This is a genomic window from Microbacterium sp. YJN-G, assembly GCF_015040615.1.
Taxonomy (GTDB): Bacteria; Actinomycetota; Actinomycetes; order Actinomycetales; family Microbacteriaceae; genus Microbacterium.
Map to the genome: position 1 here is coordinate 3,119,626 of NZ_CP060402.1, position 19,174 is coordinate 3,138,799.

General features: G+C 70.6%; 18 protein-coding genes and 1 pseudogene. 4 read left to right on the forward strand and 15 right to left on the reverse strand.

The features are described 5' to 3' along the window. Positions 1 to 103 precede the first annotated feature (103 nt). The 11 genes and pseudogenes from H7694_RS14975 to H7694_RS15025 all read right to left on the reverse strand — a co-directional run bounded on the left by H7694_RS14975 (position 104) and on the right by H7694_RS15025 (position 10,249). The gene (locus H7694_RS14975) at positions 104 to 1,342 is read right to left on the reverse strand and encodes a type II secretion system F family protein (protein WP_227468166.1); all 1,239 of its coding nucleotides are present in this window, start codon (positions 1,340 to 1,342) and stop codon (positions 104 to 106) included. After that, positions 1,339 to 2,478: a type IV pilus twitching motility protein PilT gene (locus H7694_RS14980; RefSeq protein ID WP_193597240.1), complete on the reverse strand. Its 1,140-nt coding sequence runs from the start codon at positions 2,476 to 2,478 to the stop codon at positions 1,339 to 1,341. The genes H7694_RS14975 and H7694_RS14980 overlap by 4 nt, the downstream gene beginning before the upstream one ends. Beyond that, a complete protein-coding gene (locus tag H7694_RS14985; protein WP_193597241.1) occupies positions 2,478 to 3,251 on the reverse strand; it encodes a hypothetical protein in 774 nt (257 codons plus the stop codon). The genes H7694_RS14980 and H7694_RS14985 overlap by 1 nt, the downstream gene beginning before the upstream one ends. After that, positions 3,248 to 3,934 (reverse strand): hypothetical protein, encoded by a 687-nt coding sequence (locus H7694_RS14990; RefSeq protein ID WP_193597242.1) that lies wholly within the window; start codon positions 3,932 to 3,934, stop codon positions 3,248 to 3,250. The genes H7694_RS14985 and H7694_RS14990 overlap by 4 nt, the downstream gene beginning before the upstream one ends. After that, entirely contained in the window at positions 3,931 to 5,010 is a 1,080-nt protein-coding gene (gene pilM, locus H7694_RS14995; RefSeq protein ID WP_193597243.1) for a type IV pilus biogenesis protein PilM, read from the reverse strand. Before pilM ends, H7694_RS14990 begins: the two co-directional genes overlap by 4 nt. 63 nt (positions 5,011 to 5,073) lie before the next feature. Further along, a complete protein-coding gene (locus tag H7694_RS15000) occupies positions 5,074 to 6,042 on the reverse strand; it encodes a prepilin peptidase (RefSeq protein WP_193597244.1) in 969 nt (322 codons plus the stop codon). Position 6,043: 1 nt separating this feature from the next. After that, positions 6,044 to 7,657 carry a hypothetical protein gene (locus tag H7694_RS15005; RefSeq protein WP_193597245.1) on the reverse strand — a complete coding sequence of 538 codons (1,614 nt, stop codon included), beginning with the start codon at positions 7,655 to 7,657 and terminating at the stop codon, positions 6,044 to 6,046. Further along, positions 7,648 to 8,202 carry a PilW family protein gene (locus H7694_RS15010; protein WP_193597246.1) on the reverse strand — a complete coding sequence of 185 codons (555 nt, stop codon included), beginning with the start codon at positions 8,200 to 8,202 and terminating at the stop codon, positions 7,648 to 7,650. The genes H7694_RS15005 and H7694_RS15010 overlap by 10 nt, the downstream gene beginning before the upstream one ends. Beyond that, a complete protein-coding gene (locus H7694_RS15015; protein WP_193597247.1) occupies positions 8,199 to 8,585 on the reverse strand; it encodes a type II secretion system protein J in 387 nt (128 codons plus the stop codon). The genes H7694_RS15010 and H7694_RS15015 overlap by 4 nt, the downstream gene beginning before the upstream one ends. A gap of 204 nt (positions 8,586 to 8,789) precedes the next feature. Further along, positions 8,790 to 9,173 (reverse strand): type IV pilin protein, encoded by a 384-nt coding sequence (locus H7694_RS15020; protein WP_193597248.1) that lies wholly within the window; start codon positions 9,171 to 9,173, stop codon positions 8,790 to 8,792. A gap of 484 nt (positions 9,174 to 9,657) precedes the next feature. Then, positions 9,658 to 10,249, reverse strand: a pseudogene (locus tag H7694_RS15025) (DUF1992 domain-containing protein). Between the two features lie 172 nt (positions 10,250 to 10,421). Here H7694_RS15025 and H7694_RS15030 point away from each other — a divergent pair. The 3 genes from H7694_RS15030 (at position 10,422) to H7694_RS15040 (ending at position 13,938) form a co-directional block, all read left to right on the forward strand. Continuing rightward, positions 10,422 to 11,759: an HNH endonuclease signature motif containing protein gene (locus H7694_RS15030; RefSeq protein WP_193597249.1), complete on the forward strand. Its 1,338-nt coding sequence runs from the start codon at positions 10,422 to 10,424 to the stop codon at positions 11,757 to 11,759. A 227-nt stretch (positions 11,760 to 11,986) separates the two neighbouring features. Continuing rightward, positions 11,987 to 13,342 carry an MATE family efflux transporter gene (locus H7694_RS15035; protein ID WP_227468167.1) on the forward strand — a complete coding sequence of 452 codons (1,356 nt, stop codon included), beginning with the start codon at positions 11,987 to 11,989 and terminating at the stop codon, positions 13,340 to 13,342. 188 nt (positions 13,343 to 13,530) lie between these two features. Continuing rightward, positions 13,531 to 13,938, forward strand: a complete 408-nt coding sequence (locus H7694_RS15040) for a hypothetical protein (RefSeq protein ID WP_193597250.1) — start codon at positions 13,531 to 13,533, stop codon at positions 13,936 to 13,938. A 1-nt stretch (position 13,939) separates the two neighbouring features. Here H7694_RS15040 and H7694_RS15045 read toward each other — a convergent pair whose 3' ends face one another. The 4 genes from H7694_RS15045 to H7694_RS15060 form a co-directional block, all read right to left on the reverse strand. After that, entirely contained in the window at positions 13,940 to 15,655 is a 1,716-nt protein-coding gene (locus H7694_RS15045; RefSeq protein WP_193597251.1) for an acyl-CoA dehydrogenase, read from the reverse strand. A gap of 99 nt (positions 15,656 to 15,754) precedes the next feature. Then, positions 15,755 to 16,915, reverse strand: coding sequence for a hypothetical protein (locus H7694_RS15050; RefSeq protein WP_193597252.1), 1,161 nt, complete (start codon positions 16,913 to 16,915; stop codon positions 15,755 to 15,757). 99 nt (positions 16,916 to 17,014) lie between these two features. Next, positions 17,015 to 17,671: a response regulator transcription factor gene (locus tag H7694_RS15055; protein WP_193597253.1), complete on the reverse strand. Its 657-nt coding sequence runs from the start codon at positions 17,669 to 17,671 to the stop codon at positions 17,015 to 17,017. Next, on the reverse strand, positions 17,671 to 18,867 hold the full coding sequence (locus H7694_RS15060) for a sensor histidine kinase (protein WP_193597254.1): 1,197 nt from the start codon (positions 18,865 to 18,867) through the stop codon (positions 17,671 to 17,673). The genes H7694_RS15055 and H7694_RS15060 overlap by 1 nt, the downstream gene beginning before the upstream one ends. Before the next feature lie 102 nt (positions 18,868 to 18,969). On the opposite strand from H7694_RS15060, the gene H7694_RS15065 reads away from it, so the two are divergent. Next, on the forward strand, positions 18,970 to 19,161 hold the full coding sequence (locus tag H7694_RS15065; protein ID WP_193597255.1) for a hypothetical protein: 192 nt from the start codon (positions 18,970 to 18,972) through the stop codon (positions 19,159 to 19,161). The last annotated feature ends 13 nt before the right edge of the window (positions 19,162 to 19,174 follow it).

Below are 19,174 nucleotides of genomic sequence, written 5' to 3' on the forward strand. Positions count from 1 at the left end.
GCTCTCGAAGGGCCGCAGGCTCAGCAAGCGCGACTCACCCTGCTGGGTCCCTGAGGCTCTCGAAGGGCCCCAGGCTCAGCAACCCGCTCCCTATTAATGCGCGCTACTGCTTGGCCATGTCTCCGTAGAGCGTGAAGATCGGCATGTACAGCGAGATCACCATGCCGCCGATGATGATGCCCAGGCCGACGATGAGCACGGGCTCGATGAGCGAAGACAGCTGCTCGGTGGCCGTCTCGACCTCGTCCTCGTAGAAGTCGGCGATGCTGCCGAGCATCTCGGCGAGCGTGCCCGATTCCTCTCCGACGGCGACCATCTGCGCCACCATCGGCGGGAACACCGCAGCCTTCGACAGCGGCGCGGCGAACGAGCGCCCCGCGCGGATCGACTCCTGGATCTCGCGGACGGTCTGCTCGATCTTCCAGTTGTTCGACGCCTGGCCGACGATCGCGAGCGCCTGGATGATCGGCACGCCCGCGTCGAGCATCATCGACAGGTTCCGCGTGAAGCGGGCGACGGCCATCTTCGTGGTCAGCGGACCGAAGATCGGCAGCCGCAGCACCAGCGGGTCGACGACGCGGCGGTAGGCATCCGTGTACCTGTTGCGCGACCACCACGCCCACACGACGATCACGGCGACCGCGAGCGCCGGCAGCACCCAGATCATGTTCTCCGACAGGGTGACCAGGATCTGCGTCGGCAGCGGCAGCGCCCCGCCCAGCCCGGCGAACATGTTCTTGAACACCGGTACGACGAAGGTGATCATCGCGAGCACGCCGATGATGGCGATGATGAGCACCACGAGCGGGTAGGTGGTCGCCGCGCGGATCTTGCTGTGCAGCTCGGACTGCTTCTGATAGTTCTCGGCGATCGACTCGAGCGCCTGACCGAGGAAACCGCCAGACTCACCCACGCGCACGATCGAGATCATCAGCGGAGGGAAGAAATGCGGATGCCGTGCCAGCGACGCCGACAGCGATGAGCCGCCCTCCACGTCGGACTGCACGGCCAGCAGCACGCTCTGCAGCCGCTTGTCCTCGGCCTGCTCGGCGAGCACCGTCAGCGTGCGCAGCAGCGGCAGGCCGGCGTTGACCAGTGCTGCCATCTGGCGCGAGAACACCGCCAGGGTCTGCGCGGGCACGCCCTTGCGCAGCCGCGGCAGCGCGATCTCGCGGCGCAGCCCGGTTCTCGAGACCAGCCCCACGTGCAGCGGGGTGAGCCCCTGCGCGCGCAGCTTCGCGGCGACGGCCGAGTCGCTCGCGGCATCCATCGTCCCCTTGACGGGACGGGCGTTGCCGGGGTCGAGCGCCTGGTATTCGTACTCCTGGACGATGGCCATCATGAACCCCATTCCGTGAGCTGCGCGCCGCCGGCGAAGGTCGACCACGACTCGGCGTCGAGGTCGGAGGGCCGCACGTGCACGCCCTCGATCGACTTCGGGTCGGCGGCGAAGGTGCGGGCGACGGCGGCGGCGACCGTGCCGTCGCCGACGAGGCGGCGCAGGTCCTGGTCGAGCGTGTGCATGCCGACGGACTGGCCGGCCTGCATGGCGGTGTACAGCTGCGACACCTGGCCCTCGCGGATGAGGTTGGCCACGGCGGGCGTGTTGATCAGCACCTCGGTGGCGATCACCCGCCCCTTCGACTGCGCGCGCGGCAGCAGGGTCTGACTGATGATGCCCTGCAGTGTGTCGCCCAGCTGACTGCGGATCTGCGCCTGCTGATCGGCAGGGAAGGCGTCGACGAGACGGTTGATCGACTTCGCCGCACCCTGCGTGTGCAGTGTGGACAGCACGAGGTGGCCGGTCTCGGCCGCCGACAGGGCCGTCGAGATCGACTCGCGGTCGCGCAGCTCGCCGACCAGGATGACATCCGGGTCCTGCCGCAGCACGCGGCGCAGCGCCTCGGCGAAGGATGCCGTGTCACTGCCGATCTCGCGCTGGTGGATGAGCGCGCGCTTGGACTCGTGGTGGAACTCGATCGGGTCCTCGATGGTGACCACGTGCACGGGCCGGGTGCCGTTGATGACGTCGACCATCGCGGTCAGCGTCGTCGACTTGCCCGAGCCCGTGGGTCCCGTCAGCAGCACGAGGCCACGGGGGCGCAGGGCGAGCTCGTGCGCCACGGCCGGCGCGCCCAGCTCTTCGATCGTGAAGACCTCACCCGGGATGAACCGCAGCGCCATCGCGATCTCGCCCTGCTGGCGGAACACGTTGATGCGGAAGCGTCCCGTCCCGGGCGACGCGTGCGCGAGGTCGACCTCGTGGCGCGTCGCGAACTCGGCGCGCTGGCCGTCGCTCATCAACGCCAGTGCTGCAGCATCCGCCCATTCCCGGCCGATGCGCTCGCTGTACCCCGGGACGGGCACGAGGTCGCCGTCGAGACGCATGAGCGGCGCCGCCCCGGCGGTGACGTGCACATCGGATGCTCCCAGGCGCGCGGCCGTGTCGAGCAGGTCGGTCAGCTGGTTGAGGACCATCACAGTCTCCCGTCGGTGCGCATGAAGGTGAGGGCCTCGAGCTGGATGCCGAACCCGTCGGTGCCCTCGGTGACGGTCACCTTGTCGACGGCGAGCAGCCGTGCGTCTCCGCGCAGCCCGTCGAGGAAGGCCTGCACGGCCTCCATCGTGTAGGCCTTCGCGCTGACGGTGATCGGCACCTGCTGCCGGTCGGTCGCAGCCGCCGCGCCCGCTGCCGAGTCGGCGGCGGCCGGGTCGGCGGGGGTGGCGGCGTCGGCGGGTGCCGCCGGGGCAGCGCCGGATGCGGCATCCGCATCCGTCGCCACGGCATCCGCCTGCGCCTCCCCAGTGACCGCGGGATCCCCTCCCGCGGCGTCCGCACCCGCCGCCGGCGCGGCGGACGGGTCGTACTGCGCCATGACCAGCCCCGCGCGCTCAGGCTCGGGACGCGGCGCGAACGCGGCGAGCTCGCCGCGGGTGATGCTGTCGATGCGCACCCCGGCGGCCGAGGCGGACGCGTCGATGATCGCGAAGACCTGGTCGACGAGCGGCGCGGCCGGGATCTGCGTGCGCAGGGCCGCGAGCTCGGCCTCGATCTGCGGCATCCGCTGCTTCTGCTCCTCGAGCGCGTCGATCTGCGAGGAGTAGACGGCGTTGGTGTTGCGGGCCTGATCGGTCTGGTCGAGCGCGGTGAGCCCGCGGCCGACGAGGGGCAGCACGCCGAGCATGACGCCCAGCGCGACCACGGTGACCGTGATGAGCGCCCCGATGAGGGTGATGAGCTGCCTGGTCACTTCTCGGCCTCCTCGGATGCGGTGAAGCTGCGGGAGTACACGGTCTGATCGAACGTGATGTCGATCGTGTACACGTAGGCGTCCGAGGTGGCGTTGCTCGTAGCCGTCGCGTTCGCGTCGGCCGTGGCGATGCCCTCGACGCCGCGCAAGGCGCGCACGTACGGAGCCATCTCGCGCGGTGTCGCGCTGGAGACGGTGATCGTCCCGGTCAGCCCGACCGCGGCGGTGGCGGCTGCGGCCGCATCCGTCGCGCCGGCGCTCGCCGCCCCGGCGGCGGGCACCGCACCGGGGGTGAGGTCGAACCCGGTCAGGGTGACGTCACCGGGGAGCGCACCACGGATCCTGCTGAGGATGCCGGACCACGCGAGGTCGGATCCCATCGCCTCCGCCCGGTAGGAGACGAGGTCGCGTTCGGTCTGCAGCGCGTTGCTGACGTCGGCGAGCGCGCCGACCTCGCCGATCAGGGCGGTGGTGCGCGACTGCTCGGCGGCCAGGGTCTGCTGTGCGAATCCGCTCCAGGCGAAGCCCGCGCCGATCAGCGCGACGGTGAACGCCAGCGCGGCGACGACGACCCGCGCCCAGATGCCGGTCAGGCGCTCACGGGCGCGACGCTCCACCTCGGATCCGGGCAGCAGGTTGACGCGCGGGACGCCGACGGTGAGGGATGCTGCGCGAGACATCATCGTCCCCTTCCGAGCGCGAGGCCGAGCGTGCTGACGAGGTTGAGCCCGAACTCGCCGGCCGGCGGCGCGCCGCGCACGACCGCGACATCGGCGAGCGAGATCTGCCGGATCGGTACGACCAAGGCTTCGGCGAGGCCGGAGGCGACGCCGTCGACCGCCGAGCCGGCCCCGCACAGCAGCACCTGCTGCACGGATGCCGCGCTCGGCCGGTTCAGATAGAAGGAGAGTGTGCTGCGGATGCGGCCGATCAGGTCGGCGACGGGACGCTGGCCGACATCGCCGCGCAGCGCACCGCGCACCGTGACACCCGCGGAGATCGCCCCACTCGCCTCGCCACGCGCGTTCAGCGCGCTGGCCGCCGCGTGCGCGGGATCGAGCACGGCCACCTGCTCGGGCCGACGGACGGCGACGCCCTCTGCCGGGGCCAGCCTGGCGCGGCGCAGCACCGCAGAGGTCTCGAGGTCGACCGGTGTGATGCGGACGAACTCTGGTGCACCGTCGTTGAGGATGACGATCTGCGTGGTGTGGTCGCCGATGTGCACGACGGCGACGGTGCCCTGCGGCGCGAGCAATGCGGCCGCCCTGGCGAGGCCGAACGCCGTCAGGTCGACGTTGACGATGCGCAGCTTGGAGCGGTCGAAGGCCGAGATCATCCCCTCGACGGTCTCGGCGACGGCCGCGACCAGCAGTCCGTGCAGCTGATCACCCTCCTGCGAGGTCGGGTAGTAGTCGAGCACCGCCTGGTTCACCGGCACGGGCAGCAGGTCCTGCACCTGGAACGGCAGGGTCTGGCGCAGCAGGTCTGGCGCCATGGTGGTCGTGGTGTACTCGCGCACGAGCACCCGCCGGCTGGCCACCCCCAGAGTCGCGGATCTCGCCTTGATGCGGGCGCCGTTCCACAGCTGGCGGATCGCGATCGCGACCGCGCCCTCGTCGAGCACCTCGGAATCGCGTGCGGCATCCGGCGGCAGCGGCACCTCGCCGTAGGCGAGCACCTGCGGGGTGCGCTCGAGCGTCACCTCCACGGCCCGGACGCTCTCTTCGGTGATCTCCACACCGACATGACTCTTCGACATATCCCCTTCTCCCCTCTCCTTGCCCCTCAGCTCTTCATGTCTTTGCTCTTCGCCGGCTGCCGGTCAGGCCAGCAGCCCGAGATACCAGCGGCCCAGTGGCTCGCCGAACACGATGCCCAGCCACGCCCCGGCGAGCATCCACGGTCCGAACGGGATGGCGCTGCGGCGCTGCGCGCGCCCGGTCGCGATCAGCGCCAGTCCGAAGACGCCGGCGAGCACGAACGCGGCGAACGCGCCGACGACCAGCGACGACCAGCCGAACCATCCGAGCACCGTGCCGACGAGCCCCGCGAGCTTCACGTCGCCGCCGCCCATGCCCCGCGGGCTGATCAACCGCACCACGTAATAGAAGAGGTACAGCGCGGCTCCTCCCGCGAGCGCGGTGAGCAGCGGCATCCACGTCATCTGGGTCCCTGCGCTCACCGCCTGGGTCCCTGAGCCCACCACCTGGGCCGCTGAGCCCACCACCTGAGCCCCTGAGCCTGTCGAAGGGCCGATCGCCAGCACTTCCGTCGACGACTCGATCCCCGCCCACACCGTGGTGATGGCGAACAGCGCCGCCACCGCCGCCCACCCGGGCAGCACGATGGCGCTCGGCAGGCGCCGTGTGTCGAGGTCGATGATCGCGAGCACGATGCTCAGCGCCGCGAACACCTCGAGTGTGAGCAGCACGCCCCAGAATTCGGCGGTGCCGAACCACTGCGCACCGTCCACCGGCCGCAGATCGAAGGGGCGGGCGAGGATCACTCCGGCCGCCACGGCCGAGAACACCACCCCGGTCACGAGTTCGACCAGCGGATAGCGGATGCTGATGCCGCCGCGGCACCGTGCGCAGCGCCCGCGCAGGGCGAGCCAGCCGATCACCGGGACGTTCTGCCACCACCGGATCGGCTCGTCGCAGCGCGGGCAGCGGCTCTCGCGAGTGAGCGGGATGCCGGCGGGCACGCGGTACGCGACGACGTTGAGGAACGATCCGATGACCAGTCCGAACACTCCGGCCCAGACGGTGACGAAGATCGCGGCGGGAGGCATGTCATCCCTCCGCCTGATAGGCGCGCGTGCCGAGCGAGACGGTCGTGCGGGTCGGGTCGAAGATGCCGCCGCTGCCCTTCACACCGCAGCTGAGGTTCTTGAACGCGGGCGACCAGCCCATCGGCGCGCAGGTGAAGGTGCCGCCGTTGAGGTGCAGGCCGTCGTTGCCCATGTAGAGCTGGCCGGTCATCGTCAGGGCGATGGTGTTGTTGATGCCGCACGCCGTGTAGATCATCGTGCGCACGCCGATCGCGCTGCCCACGGCGAGCTTGTCTGCGCCCGAGGCGCAGGTGGGCACGCCGTCGGCGAGGTTGCTGTCGCCGTGCATGATGATCAGCTGTGGGTCTGCAGCACCGGCGCTGATCGTGCCGCTGAGGTCGAGGTCCATGCCGGAGCCGGCCGGGAAGTACACGACCGCGTCGCGCTGCAGCGTGAACGATCCGGGCTTGAACGTCGATGACGAGCATCCGGTCAGGTCGATCATCACCCGGTCGCCGGTGGTCTCCAGCTCGGCGCGGATGTCGGCATTGCTGCACTTGCCGGTCACCGGCACCGTGCCCCAGTCGAGCGTGCGGTCGAGCTCCAACCATGCGGTCGCCTCGTAGACGGCATCCAGCGGGGGTTCGATGACGGGCGTCGGCTGACCCGGCATCGGGACGATCGGCGTTCCGTCCGTGCGCGTCCAACCGGTCGGCAGCGGGTTCGTGATCGTTCCCGTGGCTTTGATCGTGGTGCCGACGGTTCCGCTCTTGGAGAGGATGACGTTGCGGCCGGAGTAGATCTCGCCGCCGACCTTCACTCCGTCTGCCGCGAGATCGATGTCGCCGACCTCGGTGATGATGTCACCGCCGACGATGAAGTTCTTGTTCACCACCGAGATCACGCCGTAGGCGTAGATGCTGCCTGTCACGTGGCAGTCGCCGGTCACGTCGATACCGGCATCGGTGACCCAGAGATCGCCCTTGATCTCGTTGCCCGCGCCGTTGTTGCACTCGTAGTCCTCGGTGCCGCGGATGACGAGGTCGCCGGCGTAGGTCGACTTGGTCGCCTTGAACTCGCCGTCGAAGTACGCCAGCGTGCCGGCGGGTCGGGTGTCGGGCGAGACTGTCCACGGGTAGGCGGCATCCACGGTGCTGGTCTTCGCGTCGGCGGTGCCGACCGAGTGGATGACCACCCAGTTCGAGGTCGCAGTGGGGCAGGTGCTGTACTCGGATGCCCCCGAGGCGACCGAGGACCAGTCGGCGGGAACGTCCGCCGAGGTCGCCCAGCGCACCGACGCCGCGTACTGGAGCCCTGCCACCGAGCTGCCGGGCACGGCGACGCCGCCGGCCGGGCACGAGAGCGTGCCGTCGGTGATGCGATCGTTCACGGCGGCGACCGCGGCGTCGCGGCCCGATTCGGCGGCGATGAACGCCTGCGTGACGATGCGGTTGCTCGCGTTGGCCCGGATGGTGAAGAGCACAGTGGCCGCGATGGTCGCGGCGATGATGAAGCCGACCAGCATGACGACGATGACGGCGACGAGCATGGCGCCGGTGTCATCGGTGCGGACATGTTCGGGGCGCGTGCCGCGGGTGGCGCGGGCGCGGTCGAGCATCCTGCGGATCACAGACATGGCGAGCCTCCTGCGGCGAATGCGTTGCGGACGGCGATCTCGCCCTGGAAGACGACCGGCGCCGACTCGGTCGCGATCTGGAATCCGTACGTCACGGTGGTGGCGTCGAGTGTGAAGTAAGCGGGTCCGATCGGTGACACCTTCTCGGTGATCCACGCGCCCGGCCAGGTCAGCGGCGCGGCTCCGGTGGCGAAGAAGCCGGCGTCGCCGGTGAGCGGCTCGGTTGCCGGGTCGGCGTCGGCGGGCACGAACCGGAAGGCGCGGCAGTCGACGACGCCGCCGATGCGGGTGCGCACCTGCAGCACGTCGCCGCTGACCGAGACGGCCTCGGCATTGCGCACCGCGCGCTCGATGCTCGACGCGAAGACCTGGCCCTCGTTCGTAGCGGCTGTCGTGGTGGTGACGTCCTGCTGGGTGGTCCAGGAGTTCACGAGGATCATCACGACCACCCCGCTCAGGATGCCGGTGAGCACCATCGCCACGATGAGCTCGATGAGCGAGAGTCCCGCGTCGTCGGGCTCTCGCACGGATGCTGCGCTGCTCATGGGATGTACACCTCCGCTCGCACGACCGTGAGGACCGTGGTGCCCCGCGCGGCCTCGAGCGTGATCGGCACGGCGCTGCCCGCGGTGCACGAGTAGGTCACGCCGGACGGGACGCGCACCTCGAATTCGGCGGCGGTGCCGGCGTGCAGCGTCTTGGTGGCGGCCGCACTGTCGAGTGCGGCGCAGGTCTGACCGTCGCGGGCCTGCTCGATGAGAGCGTTCAGCTCGCGGGTCGCGGTCGCCGTCGCGGATTGGCGGGACGACTGCTGGATGCCGCTCCACAGCACGGGCAGGATCGCCACGGCGACGATCCCCAGAAGGAACATCGCGATGACGACCTCGACGAGGCCGAAGCCGTCTTCGTCTCGGGTATGCGACGACATGAGTGGTCCTCGGGTAGAGACCGGTGCGGGGGCCCGTTCGGGCGGGCCCCCTCGGGTGGTGACCGGTGCCGAGATCCGTTCGGGCGGATCCCGTCAGGTCTGTGACCGGTGCGGAGGCCCGTTCGGGCGGGCCTCGTCAGGTCTGTGACCGGTGCGGAGGCCCGTTCGGGCGGGCCTCCACGTAGTCAGGTGCGGCGTGCCGGATCAGCAGCCGGGGCCGGCTGTAGCCGTCTTGGTCCCGTCGGACGCCGACACGCACACATCGCTAACGGTGGTGTTCTTGCCAGTGACGGGAGTGACCGTGATCTTGGGGGGAGTCCCCGCAGATGCGGCGGCAGCCGCGACGGTGACACCACCATCTGGGTCAGCGAGTGCGGCAGCAACAGCAGTCGCACCGTTCGCGGCGGCCGCATCGACGGCGTTCTGGGCTGCACGGTCCTGAATGTTGGTGAACATCGGCACGGCGATCGCCACCAGGATGCCCAGGATGACGACGACGATGATGAGCTCGATGAGCGAGAAGCCGGCTTCGCCGTTCTCTTCGCGCTCGGCCTTCTTGGCCTCGATGAGGCGTCGGATGGTACGCATGACGGGGTCACACTCTCCGGGATGACGAAGACGGGTTCCCTGTGTTGGGCGTCGTCTTCGACGGCCTCGAGTACTGCTTTCCCCAACCCCAGAGTTCGGAACCGCCGTCACCCCTCAGTTGTTGCGGCTCCTGGGCACTCATCCTGGACCTGTTACCCGGGTTACACAAGAGCCGATTATCACGTTTCGGTAACGGCATCGGCGCGTCGACTTGCCGATGTTGGATCGTCTTGTTATGCGAACATCAACCGTTCAAGTTGGACACGCAGAGCTTCGGGTTGAGGCCACACGCCGACCGGCCGGCACGCCACGCACACGGGTGGTGGAGCTTGATGCCGCTGCCCGACTCGTTGACCGATTTTTCCCACGCGAACAGGTTTTCATCGTGTTCACGCTAGAGTTCAACGCCCTCCGCCCGCCGAATCCTCAGCCCAGCCAGACGATGTCGATCGCTTCCGCTGAGGCGAGAACAATTCGCCGCAATCTACGAATCTCGCGAGCGGCGGCGGAAGCCGCGTAGACAACGTCGAGGCGCAGCATCCGACCGCTCCGTCTCCGCCACGGCAGCACGCGCCGCGATCCGCGCGGCCTTCCGGCGGGCGTGCCAGGCGACCACCTCGGCATCGATGTCGCGCGTCTTCGTGACCACCGGCGGACCGCCGAGCAGCTGCCGCCGCGCCTCGATCACGCGGCGGTTGAAGTTCTCCAGCACCGTGCGCACATCCTCCTCGCGTCCGAGCCGGTCGAGCTCGCCGTCGAGTTCCCGGTCCTCGACGCGCAGCATGAGGGCAGGCGGGCCGAGGCCGGAGAGGTTCTCGCGCTCGATCTTGCGGCGGATCCACCAGTCGGGGTCGTGCCCCCGACCCGAGCCCCTCGAGCGGTTTGCCCGCGCCGGGCAGATCGTCGAAGTCGCCGCGGCGGATGGCGACCTGGATCGCAGCCTCGACGTACTCCGCAGCATTCTGCGCGGTGAGCGCACTCTGCCGCTCACCGTCGCCCTCCGCTTCCGCCGGTGCGCTCTCACCGGCATCGCGGTGCGCGCGATACCGCGCCGCGTCGCTCATCGCGTCGGACATCGGATCACCCCCCGGTCGTTCCAGGCTACGCGCGGACCCGGGTCGGTGGGCGGCGGTACGGTGAGATGGTTCGGATCTAATGTGTAGTGATGTTCGAAACTTGGTCACCCTTGTGCGAACCAATTTCGAACAAATACTTGACTCAAGAGCCTGCCGCCCATAGTCTGGATACATGGCAGCTCCCCTGACGAAACTGCACGAGGCCGTGTCGGCCATCGATGCGGCGTGGTCGGATGCCGACGAGCTGCCGCGCCACGCGCTGATCTCCCTCAACGCCGCGATCGGGTCGGCGAAGCGGGTGCTCGACGCCATGCAGGCGCGCATCGCCGCCGAGATCGCGCACGAATCCCGGCCCGAACTGGGGCCGGACTCACTGGCGAAGCAGCAGGGATTCCGCAGCCCGGCGCAGCTCATCGCCGCGACCACAGGAGTCTCTGCGGGCGACGCCGCCCGGCTCGTGCAGGTCGGCGAGGCCGTCGCCCCGCGCACCGATCTGGTGGGCGACCCGATGCCTGCCAGGTATCCCGCCGTGCAGGACGCGCTCGCCGCCGGAGATCTGGCAGCTCAGTCCGCCGCGCTGATCATCGCCTTCCTCGATCGGGCGCGTGTGGGCGTCGACCGTGATCTGGTCGCCGATACCGAGCGGCGTCTCGTCGAGCGCGCTGTCGGACTGTCGCTGGATGATGTGCGGCGGCTGGTCAAGCGCGCCGAGGCGGTGCTCGAAGCCGACAGGCTCGAGCATCGCGAAGAGGAGCGCCGCGGGCAGCGAACGGTGGCGATGTTCGAGCGCGACGGAATGTTTCACCTGAATCTGGTCACCCCGGTCGAAGAGGGCGCGCCGATCCGCACGGCCGTCGACGCCTACGTCACCGCGCAGTTCCAGGCGCGTAAGGACGCCCTCGACGCGGGTGGGGTGGATGCCGATCAGCGCACCGTCGCGATGATGCGCGCCGACGCACTCTCGGTGGTCTGCGCGCATGTGCTCGGCTGCGAGAGCGAGCGGATGCCGATGGCCGGCGCCACCGTCATCGTGCGTGTGGACGCCGCCGATCTCGAGGCAGGCACCGGGGCGGGCACGATCGACGGGTTCGACCAGCCGATCAGCATCACCGCGGTGCGCCGGATGGCCGCGGGAGCGGGTGTGATCCCGTGCGTACTCGACTCGGCCGGGGACATCCTCGATTGGGGCAGGGAAAGGCGCTTCTTCTCGAAGACGCAGAAGCTCGCCCTCGCCGAACGCGACGGCGGATGCGCGATGTGCGGGCTGCCGCCGAGCATGACTAAGGCGCACCACATCCGCTGGTGGACCCGAGATCGAGGGCCGACGGATCTCGCCAACGGGGTTCTGCTCTGCGAGACCTGTCATCATCGGATCCACGACAACGGCTGGGATATCCGCATCGACGGCACGGGAACCAAGGGACGAGTCTGGTTCATCCCGCCGCCCTCCGTCGACCCCGCCCGCGCCCCGCGACTCGGCGGCCGGGCCAGGTACGACATCGCAGCCTGACCGGGAACAGCCCGGCCATGCCCACCGTCGTGCGCTGCCCGCCGTGCACTGCCTCCGCGTTCAGCCGTGCCCACCCCCTGCCCGGGCCGACCTGACCGCACCGTTCAGCCGCACCCGCGCCCTGCCCACACCATTCAGCCGTCCCCGCCCCCAGCCCGGGCCGCCCTGCCCGCACCGTTCAGCCGCACCCGCCGTCTTGCCCGCCCGCCACACCCTAGGCTCGTGAGGTGGCCTCCCCCGCATCCCCGGCGCCCTCGGCATCCGGCGCACCCCTGACGCTGAACCGCGAGATCCTGCGCCTCGCCGTGCCCGCGCTCGGCGCACTGGTCGCCGAGCCGGCATTCCTCATCCTCGACGCGGTCATGGTCGGCCACCTCGGCACCGTCCCGCTCGCGGGCCTGGGAATCGCCGGCGCCGTGCTGCAGACGATCGTCGGGCTGATGATCTTCCTCGCCTACTCCACGACACCCGCCGTCGCGCGGAGGTTCGGGGCCGGCCAGCCCGGCGACGCGGTCTCGGTCGGCATCGACGGCATGTGGCTCGCCCTCGGTCTCGGCGCCGTGCTCGCCATCCTCGGCGCGGTCGGCACCCCAGCGATGATCGCCCTGTTCGGCCCCGACGCGGCCGTCGCCACCGAAGCGCGCACCTACCTGATGATCTCGATGTGGGGCCTGCCCGCCATGCTCATCGTGTTCGCCGCCACCGGCCTGCTGCGCGGCATGCAGGACACGATGACCCCGCTGTGGATCGCCGGGCTCGGCTTCGGCGCGAACGCGCTGCTGAACTGGATCTTCATCTACGGGCTCGGCTGGGGCATCGCCGGCTCGGCCTTCGGCACCGTCACCGCACAGTGGGGCATGGTCGCCGCCTACGTCGTCGTCATCCGCCGCCTCGCCCGCCGCCACGGCGCCTCGATGCGTGCGCAGCGCGCCGGCATCCGCGGCACCGCCCGCTCGGGCGGCTGGCTGTTCCTGCGCACCGTCAGCCTGCGCGTCGCCCTGCTCGTCACCGTCGGCGTCGCAACGGGCATCGGCACCCGCGAGCTCGCCGGATGGCAGATCGCCTACACGATCTTCTCCACCGCGGCCTTCGCCCTCGACGCCCTCGCGATCGCCGCCCAGGCACTCATCGGCAAGAGTCTCGGCGCCGGTGATCTGGCGCAGGTGCACCGCGTGCTGCGGCGCACCGTCGCCTGGGGACTGTGGTTCGGCGTGCTCGTCGGCGCCGCGATCGCCGCGCTCTCGGGCGTGCTCGGCACCCTGTTCACCGGCGACGCCGCGGTGGGCGCGCTCGTGCAGCCCGCCTTCATCGTGCTCGCCCTCGCCCAGCCCGTCGCCGGCATCGTCTTCGTGCTCGACGGCGTGCTGATGGGCGCCAACGACGCCCGCTACCTCGCGATCGCGGGCCTGCTCAACCTCGTGCCGTTCCTGCCCGCGCTGTGGATCATCTCGGCGACCGGCATCGACGGCAGCCTCGGCCTGCTCTGGCTCGCCATCGCCTTCTTCGGCGTCTACCTGCTGGCACGCTTGTTCACCCTCGGCTGGCGCGTGCGCACCGACGAGTGGACCAGAGTGGATGCATGAGCTGGTTCCGGCCCGAGCCCGACACGGGTGCCAAGCGGCAGGTCCGGGCGGCCCGGCCCGGTCACGCCGCGGCCTGACCCCTCCCCGACACACCGACTGCGGACATCGATACCCCGGGGTGTGGACGACAGCACGGGGTGCCGACACGTCCCCTTTGGCTATGCTGACGGAAAGCGTGGGGAGGCGACATGGGGAACAGCCGACGACGCAGACGCGGCTCAACCGTTGCTGAGCGCATCATCGGCCTGCTCGTGGTGGGCGCGGTCACCTTCGGCGTCTGGACCTACAACGGACAGCCAGACCTCATCGCGATGTTCGCCTCGCACATCACCTCGCCGGCGAAGGCGCTTACGAAACAGACACCCAGCGTTTCGACCAGTGCGCCACCCACCGATGCGTCCCGTACCTGGACGTGCGTCTGGGACCCCACAGTCAATGACAACTGGCACGACGACGTCGAGTGCTTCGACGGCAGCATCCGCTTCCGCCCGGAGCTACTCACCGAGATCGAACGCGTGAGCGAGACGCAGATCCGCACCGCCGCCCAGGAGTACGAAGACTACCTGAATGCCGGCGGTGAGCCCGACATCCGCTGAGTCAGGCGATCTCGCCGGCCGCCACGGTCTCGGCGAGCATGTGCACGCGCGGCAGGTGATGGGCGCCGTAGAAGTCGGCGGACACCAGCCGTGCGGCATCCGTCTCGTCCTGCGTCTCGTGCGCGAGCACCGCGACGACCGCGAGCGCGTGCATCCAGCCTCCCGCGAGGGTGCCGAGCAGCATCAGGTACGGCACGCTGACCCCGTACACGTCACGGCTCGGCCCGAAACCGAGAACGGATGCCGTCGCCGCGCGCGCCGCCGCGATCGCGCGCTCGAGTCGCTCGGCGGTGCGGGCGGCCACCGCGTGATCCAGCCCGCGCAGCGCGGCGACCGTCTCGCCGATCGAAGAGAACAGCGCCTCGGCGGTCGCCCCGCCGTCCCGGAGCACCTTGCGTCCGATCAGATCGTTCGACTGGATCGCGGTGGTGCCCTCGTAGATCGGCATGATCCGAGCGTCGCGGTAGTGCTGCGCGACCCCGGTCTCTTCGATGAAGCCCATGCCGCCGTGCACCTGGATCGCGTCGCTCGTGAGCGCGACGGCATCCTCGGTGGCCCAGCCCTTCAGCACCGGCACGAAGAACTCGGCGAGCGCTCCGGTGCCGTCGCTCTCGGCGCGGTCGAAGAGGTCGCCGAGGTACACGCCCAGCGCGCGCATCGCGAAGATCCGGCTCTGCATCGACAGCAGCATCCGCCGCACGTCGGGATGCTCGGCGATCGGCGCGCCGGCGGGGCGGTCGAGCACCGCGCCCTGACGTCGGTCGCTCGCGTAGGCGCGGGCCTGCTGGTAGGCGCGGTCCGAGATGCCGGTGGCCTGGAAGCCCATGCCCGCACGCGCGGAGTTCATCATCACGAACATGCCCGCGAGCCCGCCGCCGACCTCGCCTACGAGGTAGCCCGTGGCGTCCTCGTAGGCGAGCACGCACGTGGGGCTGCCGTGGATGCCGAGCTTGTGCTCGAGAGCCACGGTGGTGACCGCGTTGCGCTCCCCGGGCACGCCGGACGCGTCGGGCAGGAACTTCGGCACGACGAACAGCGACAGCCCCCTCGCCCCCGCCGGCGCGTCGGGGGTGCGAGCCAGCACGAGGTGCACGATGTTCTCAGCGACGTCGTGGTCACCCCAGGTGATGAAGATCTTCTGCCCGCTGACGCCCCACGAGCCGTCCGCGCGCGGCGTCGCCATCGTGCGGATCGCACCGAGATCGGTGCCGGCGTCGGGCTCGGTGAGGTTCATGGTGCCGGTCCACTCGCCCGAGACCAGGCGGGTGAGGTAGGTCTCTCGGATCTCATCGGATGCCACGGCATCCAGGGCGTGGATCTGCCCGGCCGTCAGCAGCCAGCACAGCGCGAACGCGGCGTTCGATCCGTTCCAGATCTCGCCGAGACCGGCGCGGATCGAACCAGGCAGCCCGTCGCCGCCCGCGGACTCCGGCGCCTCGGCACTGACCCAGCCGGCCTCGGTGAACGCCCGGTACGCCTCGGCGAATCCCTCCGGCAGACGCACCTGCCCGTCCTCCAGACGGGCGCCGGTGCGGTCGCCGACGCCCTCGAGGGGCGCCAGGACGGATGCTGCGAACTCGCCGGCACCCGCGATGATCTCGGTGGCGTCATCGGCGCTGAGCGCACCCGCGGTGCCGCGCGCCACGAGGTCGAGCCCGAACGCCTCGCCGTAGAGGAAGGCGTAATCCGCGACAGGGGGGATGTAGTCGGATGCCATCGGGGACTCCATTCTGCGACGCCGCATTGATGAGACTGAGAATCAGTGTACGCGACACTGCGTGTCAGCAATACTCAGGTTCCCAGCGGTGCGGCGTCTTCAGCGGGCGACGAGTCGCGGAACGGTGCGGCTCCGCGCGCGCATCGCGTACGCCCAGGTCGCCAGCCCGAGCAGCGGGCCCCACAGCCAGAACGGCAGCACGAGCGCCATGACCACGGCATCCGTGGGCCACGAGGCCGACGCGACCACCAGCTCCAGCCCGCCGAAGGTGAAGAGCACGGCGACGAGCGTCGCAGGGAGCACTGCCAGCAGCGGCGGCACGCGCCGACCGCCGACGCCCGCCATCCATCGCGGGAACCGCTCGCCCCACGGCAGCACCAGGCCCAGCGTCAGGATCGCGCCGGTGAGCATCCCGAGCCCCAGCATCAGGCCCGTCAGCTGCACCATCGGCGCAGCGGCGAGAGCATCGGCCCCAGGGCTGAACAGCGGCCACGGCGTCAGCCAGCTGGCCCGGGCGATGACGTACGGGGCGGCGCACAGCGCGGCGGCGACCGTGATGGCGACACGGTGGCGCAGCACGAACCGGGCGAAGGCGCCGCGATGCACGGCATCCCGCTGCCCGCTGTCGCCCCCGCTGCCCGCAACCAGCATCCAGGCGACCAGCGCGGCGGCCGTGATCAGATGTGCGAGCGCCGTCAGCATGGTCGGGGCGATGGGTCCGAAGGAGATCAGGATGCGGCCCAGCAGCACCGCCCCGTCGTTGCGCAGCACCGCCCAGACGACGACGCCGGCGATCGCGATCGCCACGATCAGGCCGGCCCAGGGGCGGCGCAGCGCCAGCAGGACCGTCAGCACGACGATCCCGGCCAGCACCAGCATGGCGAACGTGTAGCCGGCGGCGGCGATGATCCCGCCGGGGGTCGCCAGGGCGACCAGCGCCGCGGATGCGAGCGCGATGACGCGCAGCATCCGGTGGATGCGGGGCCGCCCGCTGTCGCGACCGGACTCGCCGAACCGCAGCAGCACGATCGCGGCCAGCACCCCCAGCGCTCCGGCGAAGCCGATGACCATCTCCGCGGTGGCGACGCCGAGCGCGTCGATGCCGAGGATCCCGCCGACCCCGGTGATCAGGCCGGAGGGGAGGTCGGCGAGCGGACCGATCGCGCCGGGCAGGATCAGGCGGAGGGCGCAGATCACGGCAACGATCGCGGCGGCGGATGCAGCCGTGAACAGCAGTGCAGTGCGAAGTCGAGTGTTCATGCACCCAGACTCCGGCCGGGGCGGCCTGCGCGGCATCGCCCGCGAGGGGCATCCGCTCACCCCCACGGGTGAGATCGCCGACCCGACCGCGGCCCGCTCTCAGCCCCCCGGGCGCAGCACGCCGTTCTCGTACGCCCAGATCACCACGTGCACGCGATCGGGCAGTCCGAGCTTGGCGAGCACGGCCTTCACGTGCGTCTTCACTGTGTTCTCCGAGAGGAACAACCGCCGCGCGATCTGCTCGTTCGACGCCCCGGTCGCCAGCGCGCGGGCGATCTCCTGCTCGCGCGGACTGAGCGCGTTCAGCGCCGCCGCCGGGTCGGCGGGCGCGGCACCGCCCCGCACGAAGCCCAGCAGCGCGCGCGTGGCGCTCTCGGACATCGCCGAATTCCCCTCGGCGACCGCGACCACGGCATCCGCGAGGTCGGCGGGCGCGATGTCCTTGGTGAGAAAGCCGCTCGCACCGGCCCGGATCGCGTCGTACACGTACTCGTCGAGATCGAACGTCGTCAGCACGACGACCTTGACCCCGGGCCGCATCCGCATCACCTCGCGGGTCGCCGCGATGCCGTCGAGCCCCGGCATCCGGATGTCCATCAGCACCACATCGACGCCGTGCGCCCGCACGTACTCGACGGCCTCGGCGCCGCCGGCGACGGCGTCGACCCCGGCGATGCGCTCCTCACGGCCGAGGGTCAGCGCGATCGCATCGCGGAACAGCTCCTGATCGTCGACGATCAGCACTCGCAAGCCCATCAGCGCTCCTTCCCTGCGGGCAGCCGCACCGTCAGCGCCCAGCCACGCGGCTCGAGAGGAGCGGCCGACAGCGTGCCGCCGACCGACTCGACCCGCTCAGCCAGCCCCGTCAGGCCCGTCCCGGTGCCTAGCCCTGCCGTGGCGGCGCCGGCGCCGCCGTCGTCACTCACGGTCGCCCGCACCTCGGCATCCGACCATTCCAGCCGCACCACGATGCGCACCGGATGCCGGGTATGCCGCACCGCGTTCGCGAGGCCTTCGCGCACCGCACGGTGCAGCGCCAGCACCACCGGCGCCGCCAGGGGCCGGCGCGTGCCGTGCTCTTCGAACTCCGCCTCGCACACCGGGCTGCGCACGGCGTCCACGAGCGCAGGAAGGTCGTCGATGGTGGGGGCCGGGCTGCGCACGGCATCCGGTTCCGCACGCACCACCGCGCGCATGTCGTGCAGGGCCGCACGTCCGGTGGTGACGACGGTGCCGACGGCCCGGTCGGCGAGGTCGGGATCGTCGCGCAGCACCGCGCGCGCGGCGTCGGCCTGCGCGATCATCACGGTCATGGAGTGCGCGATCACGTCGTGCAGGTCGCGGCTGATCCGCATCCGCTCCTCGGCGACGGCCTGCCGCAGGCCGGCCTGCTCGCGCTCCTCGGCGCGGATGCGACGCGCGCGCTGCAGCATCCCCACGGCGGCGGCCGCGGTGACGGCGGCGGCGAGCCCGGCGAATGCGCCCAGGCGGAGCCCCGTGCCGGCAGGGTCGGCCGCCGTCAGCTCGGGGGCGGTGAGCGCGATCAGCGCCGCACCGAACACCCCGCTGGCCCAGCCCGCGAGGGTCCAGGTCCACGATGAGCGCGCGGCGAGCTGGCCGAGACACAGCAGATAGCCGACGCCGGACGGGTACAGCGCGGCCGAGACCGAGATGGCGACGGGCAGCAGCGCGAGGGCGGCCATGGCGCCGGTCGCCATGGCGAACCCGGCGAGCGGATGCCGTGCGGCGAGCAGCGGCGACCCGAGCACCACCGTACACAGCAGCGCGAGGACGGCGGTCTCGGCCGGGCCGATCGTCGCCCGCTGCTGGCTGAGCACCCCGATGCTCGCGGGCAGCATCACCACGGTCAGTCCGAGCGAGGCGAGCACGTCGGGGCGCGACCAGTACGCCCACCCGGGTGCGGAGCCGGCGTGCGTGTGCTGGGTCGACATCGCCCTCATGCTCTCACGCGCCCCCGACTGACGGATCACCCGGATGGGTGAGGTGCTGTGGTGCAGAGAAGTGACACGAGTCATGATGGAGGGATGCTGACCATGAACGAACCGCAGGTATGGACGCTCATCGGCGTCTTCGCCGCAGGGCTGTTCGGCATGCTCACCTTGATGTCGACCATGTTCGTGCGGATCATCCGCACGGAGATCCGGGGCGTACACCGCAGACTGGACCGCATCGACGGCGACATCAACGCGCTGATGAAGCACACCTTCGGCATCCAGCGCGACTGAGACGAGCCGTCGA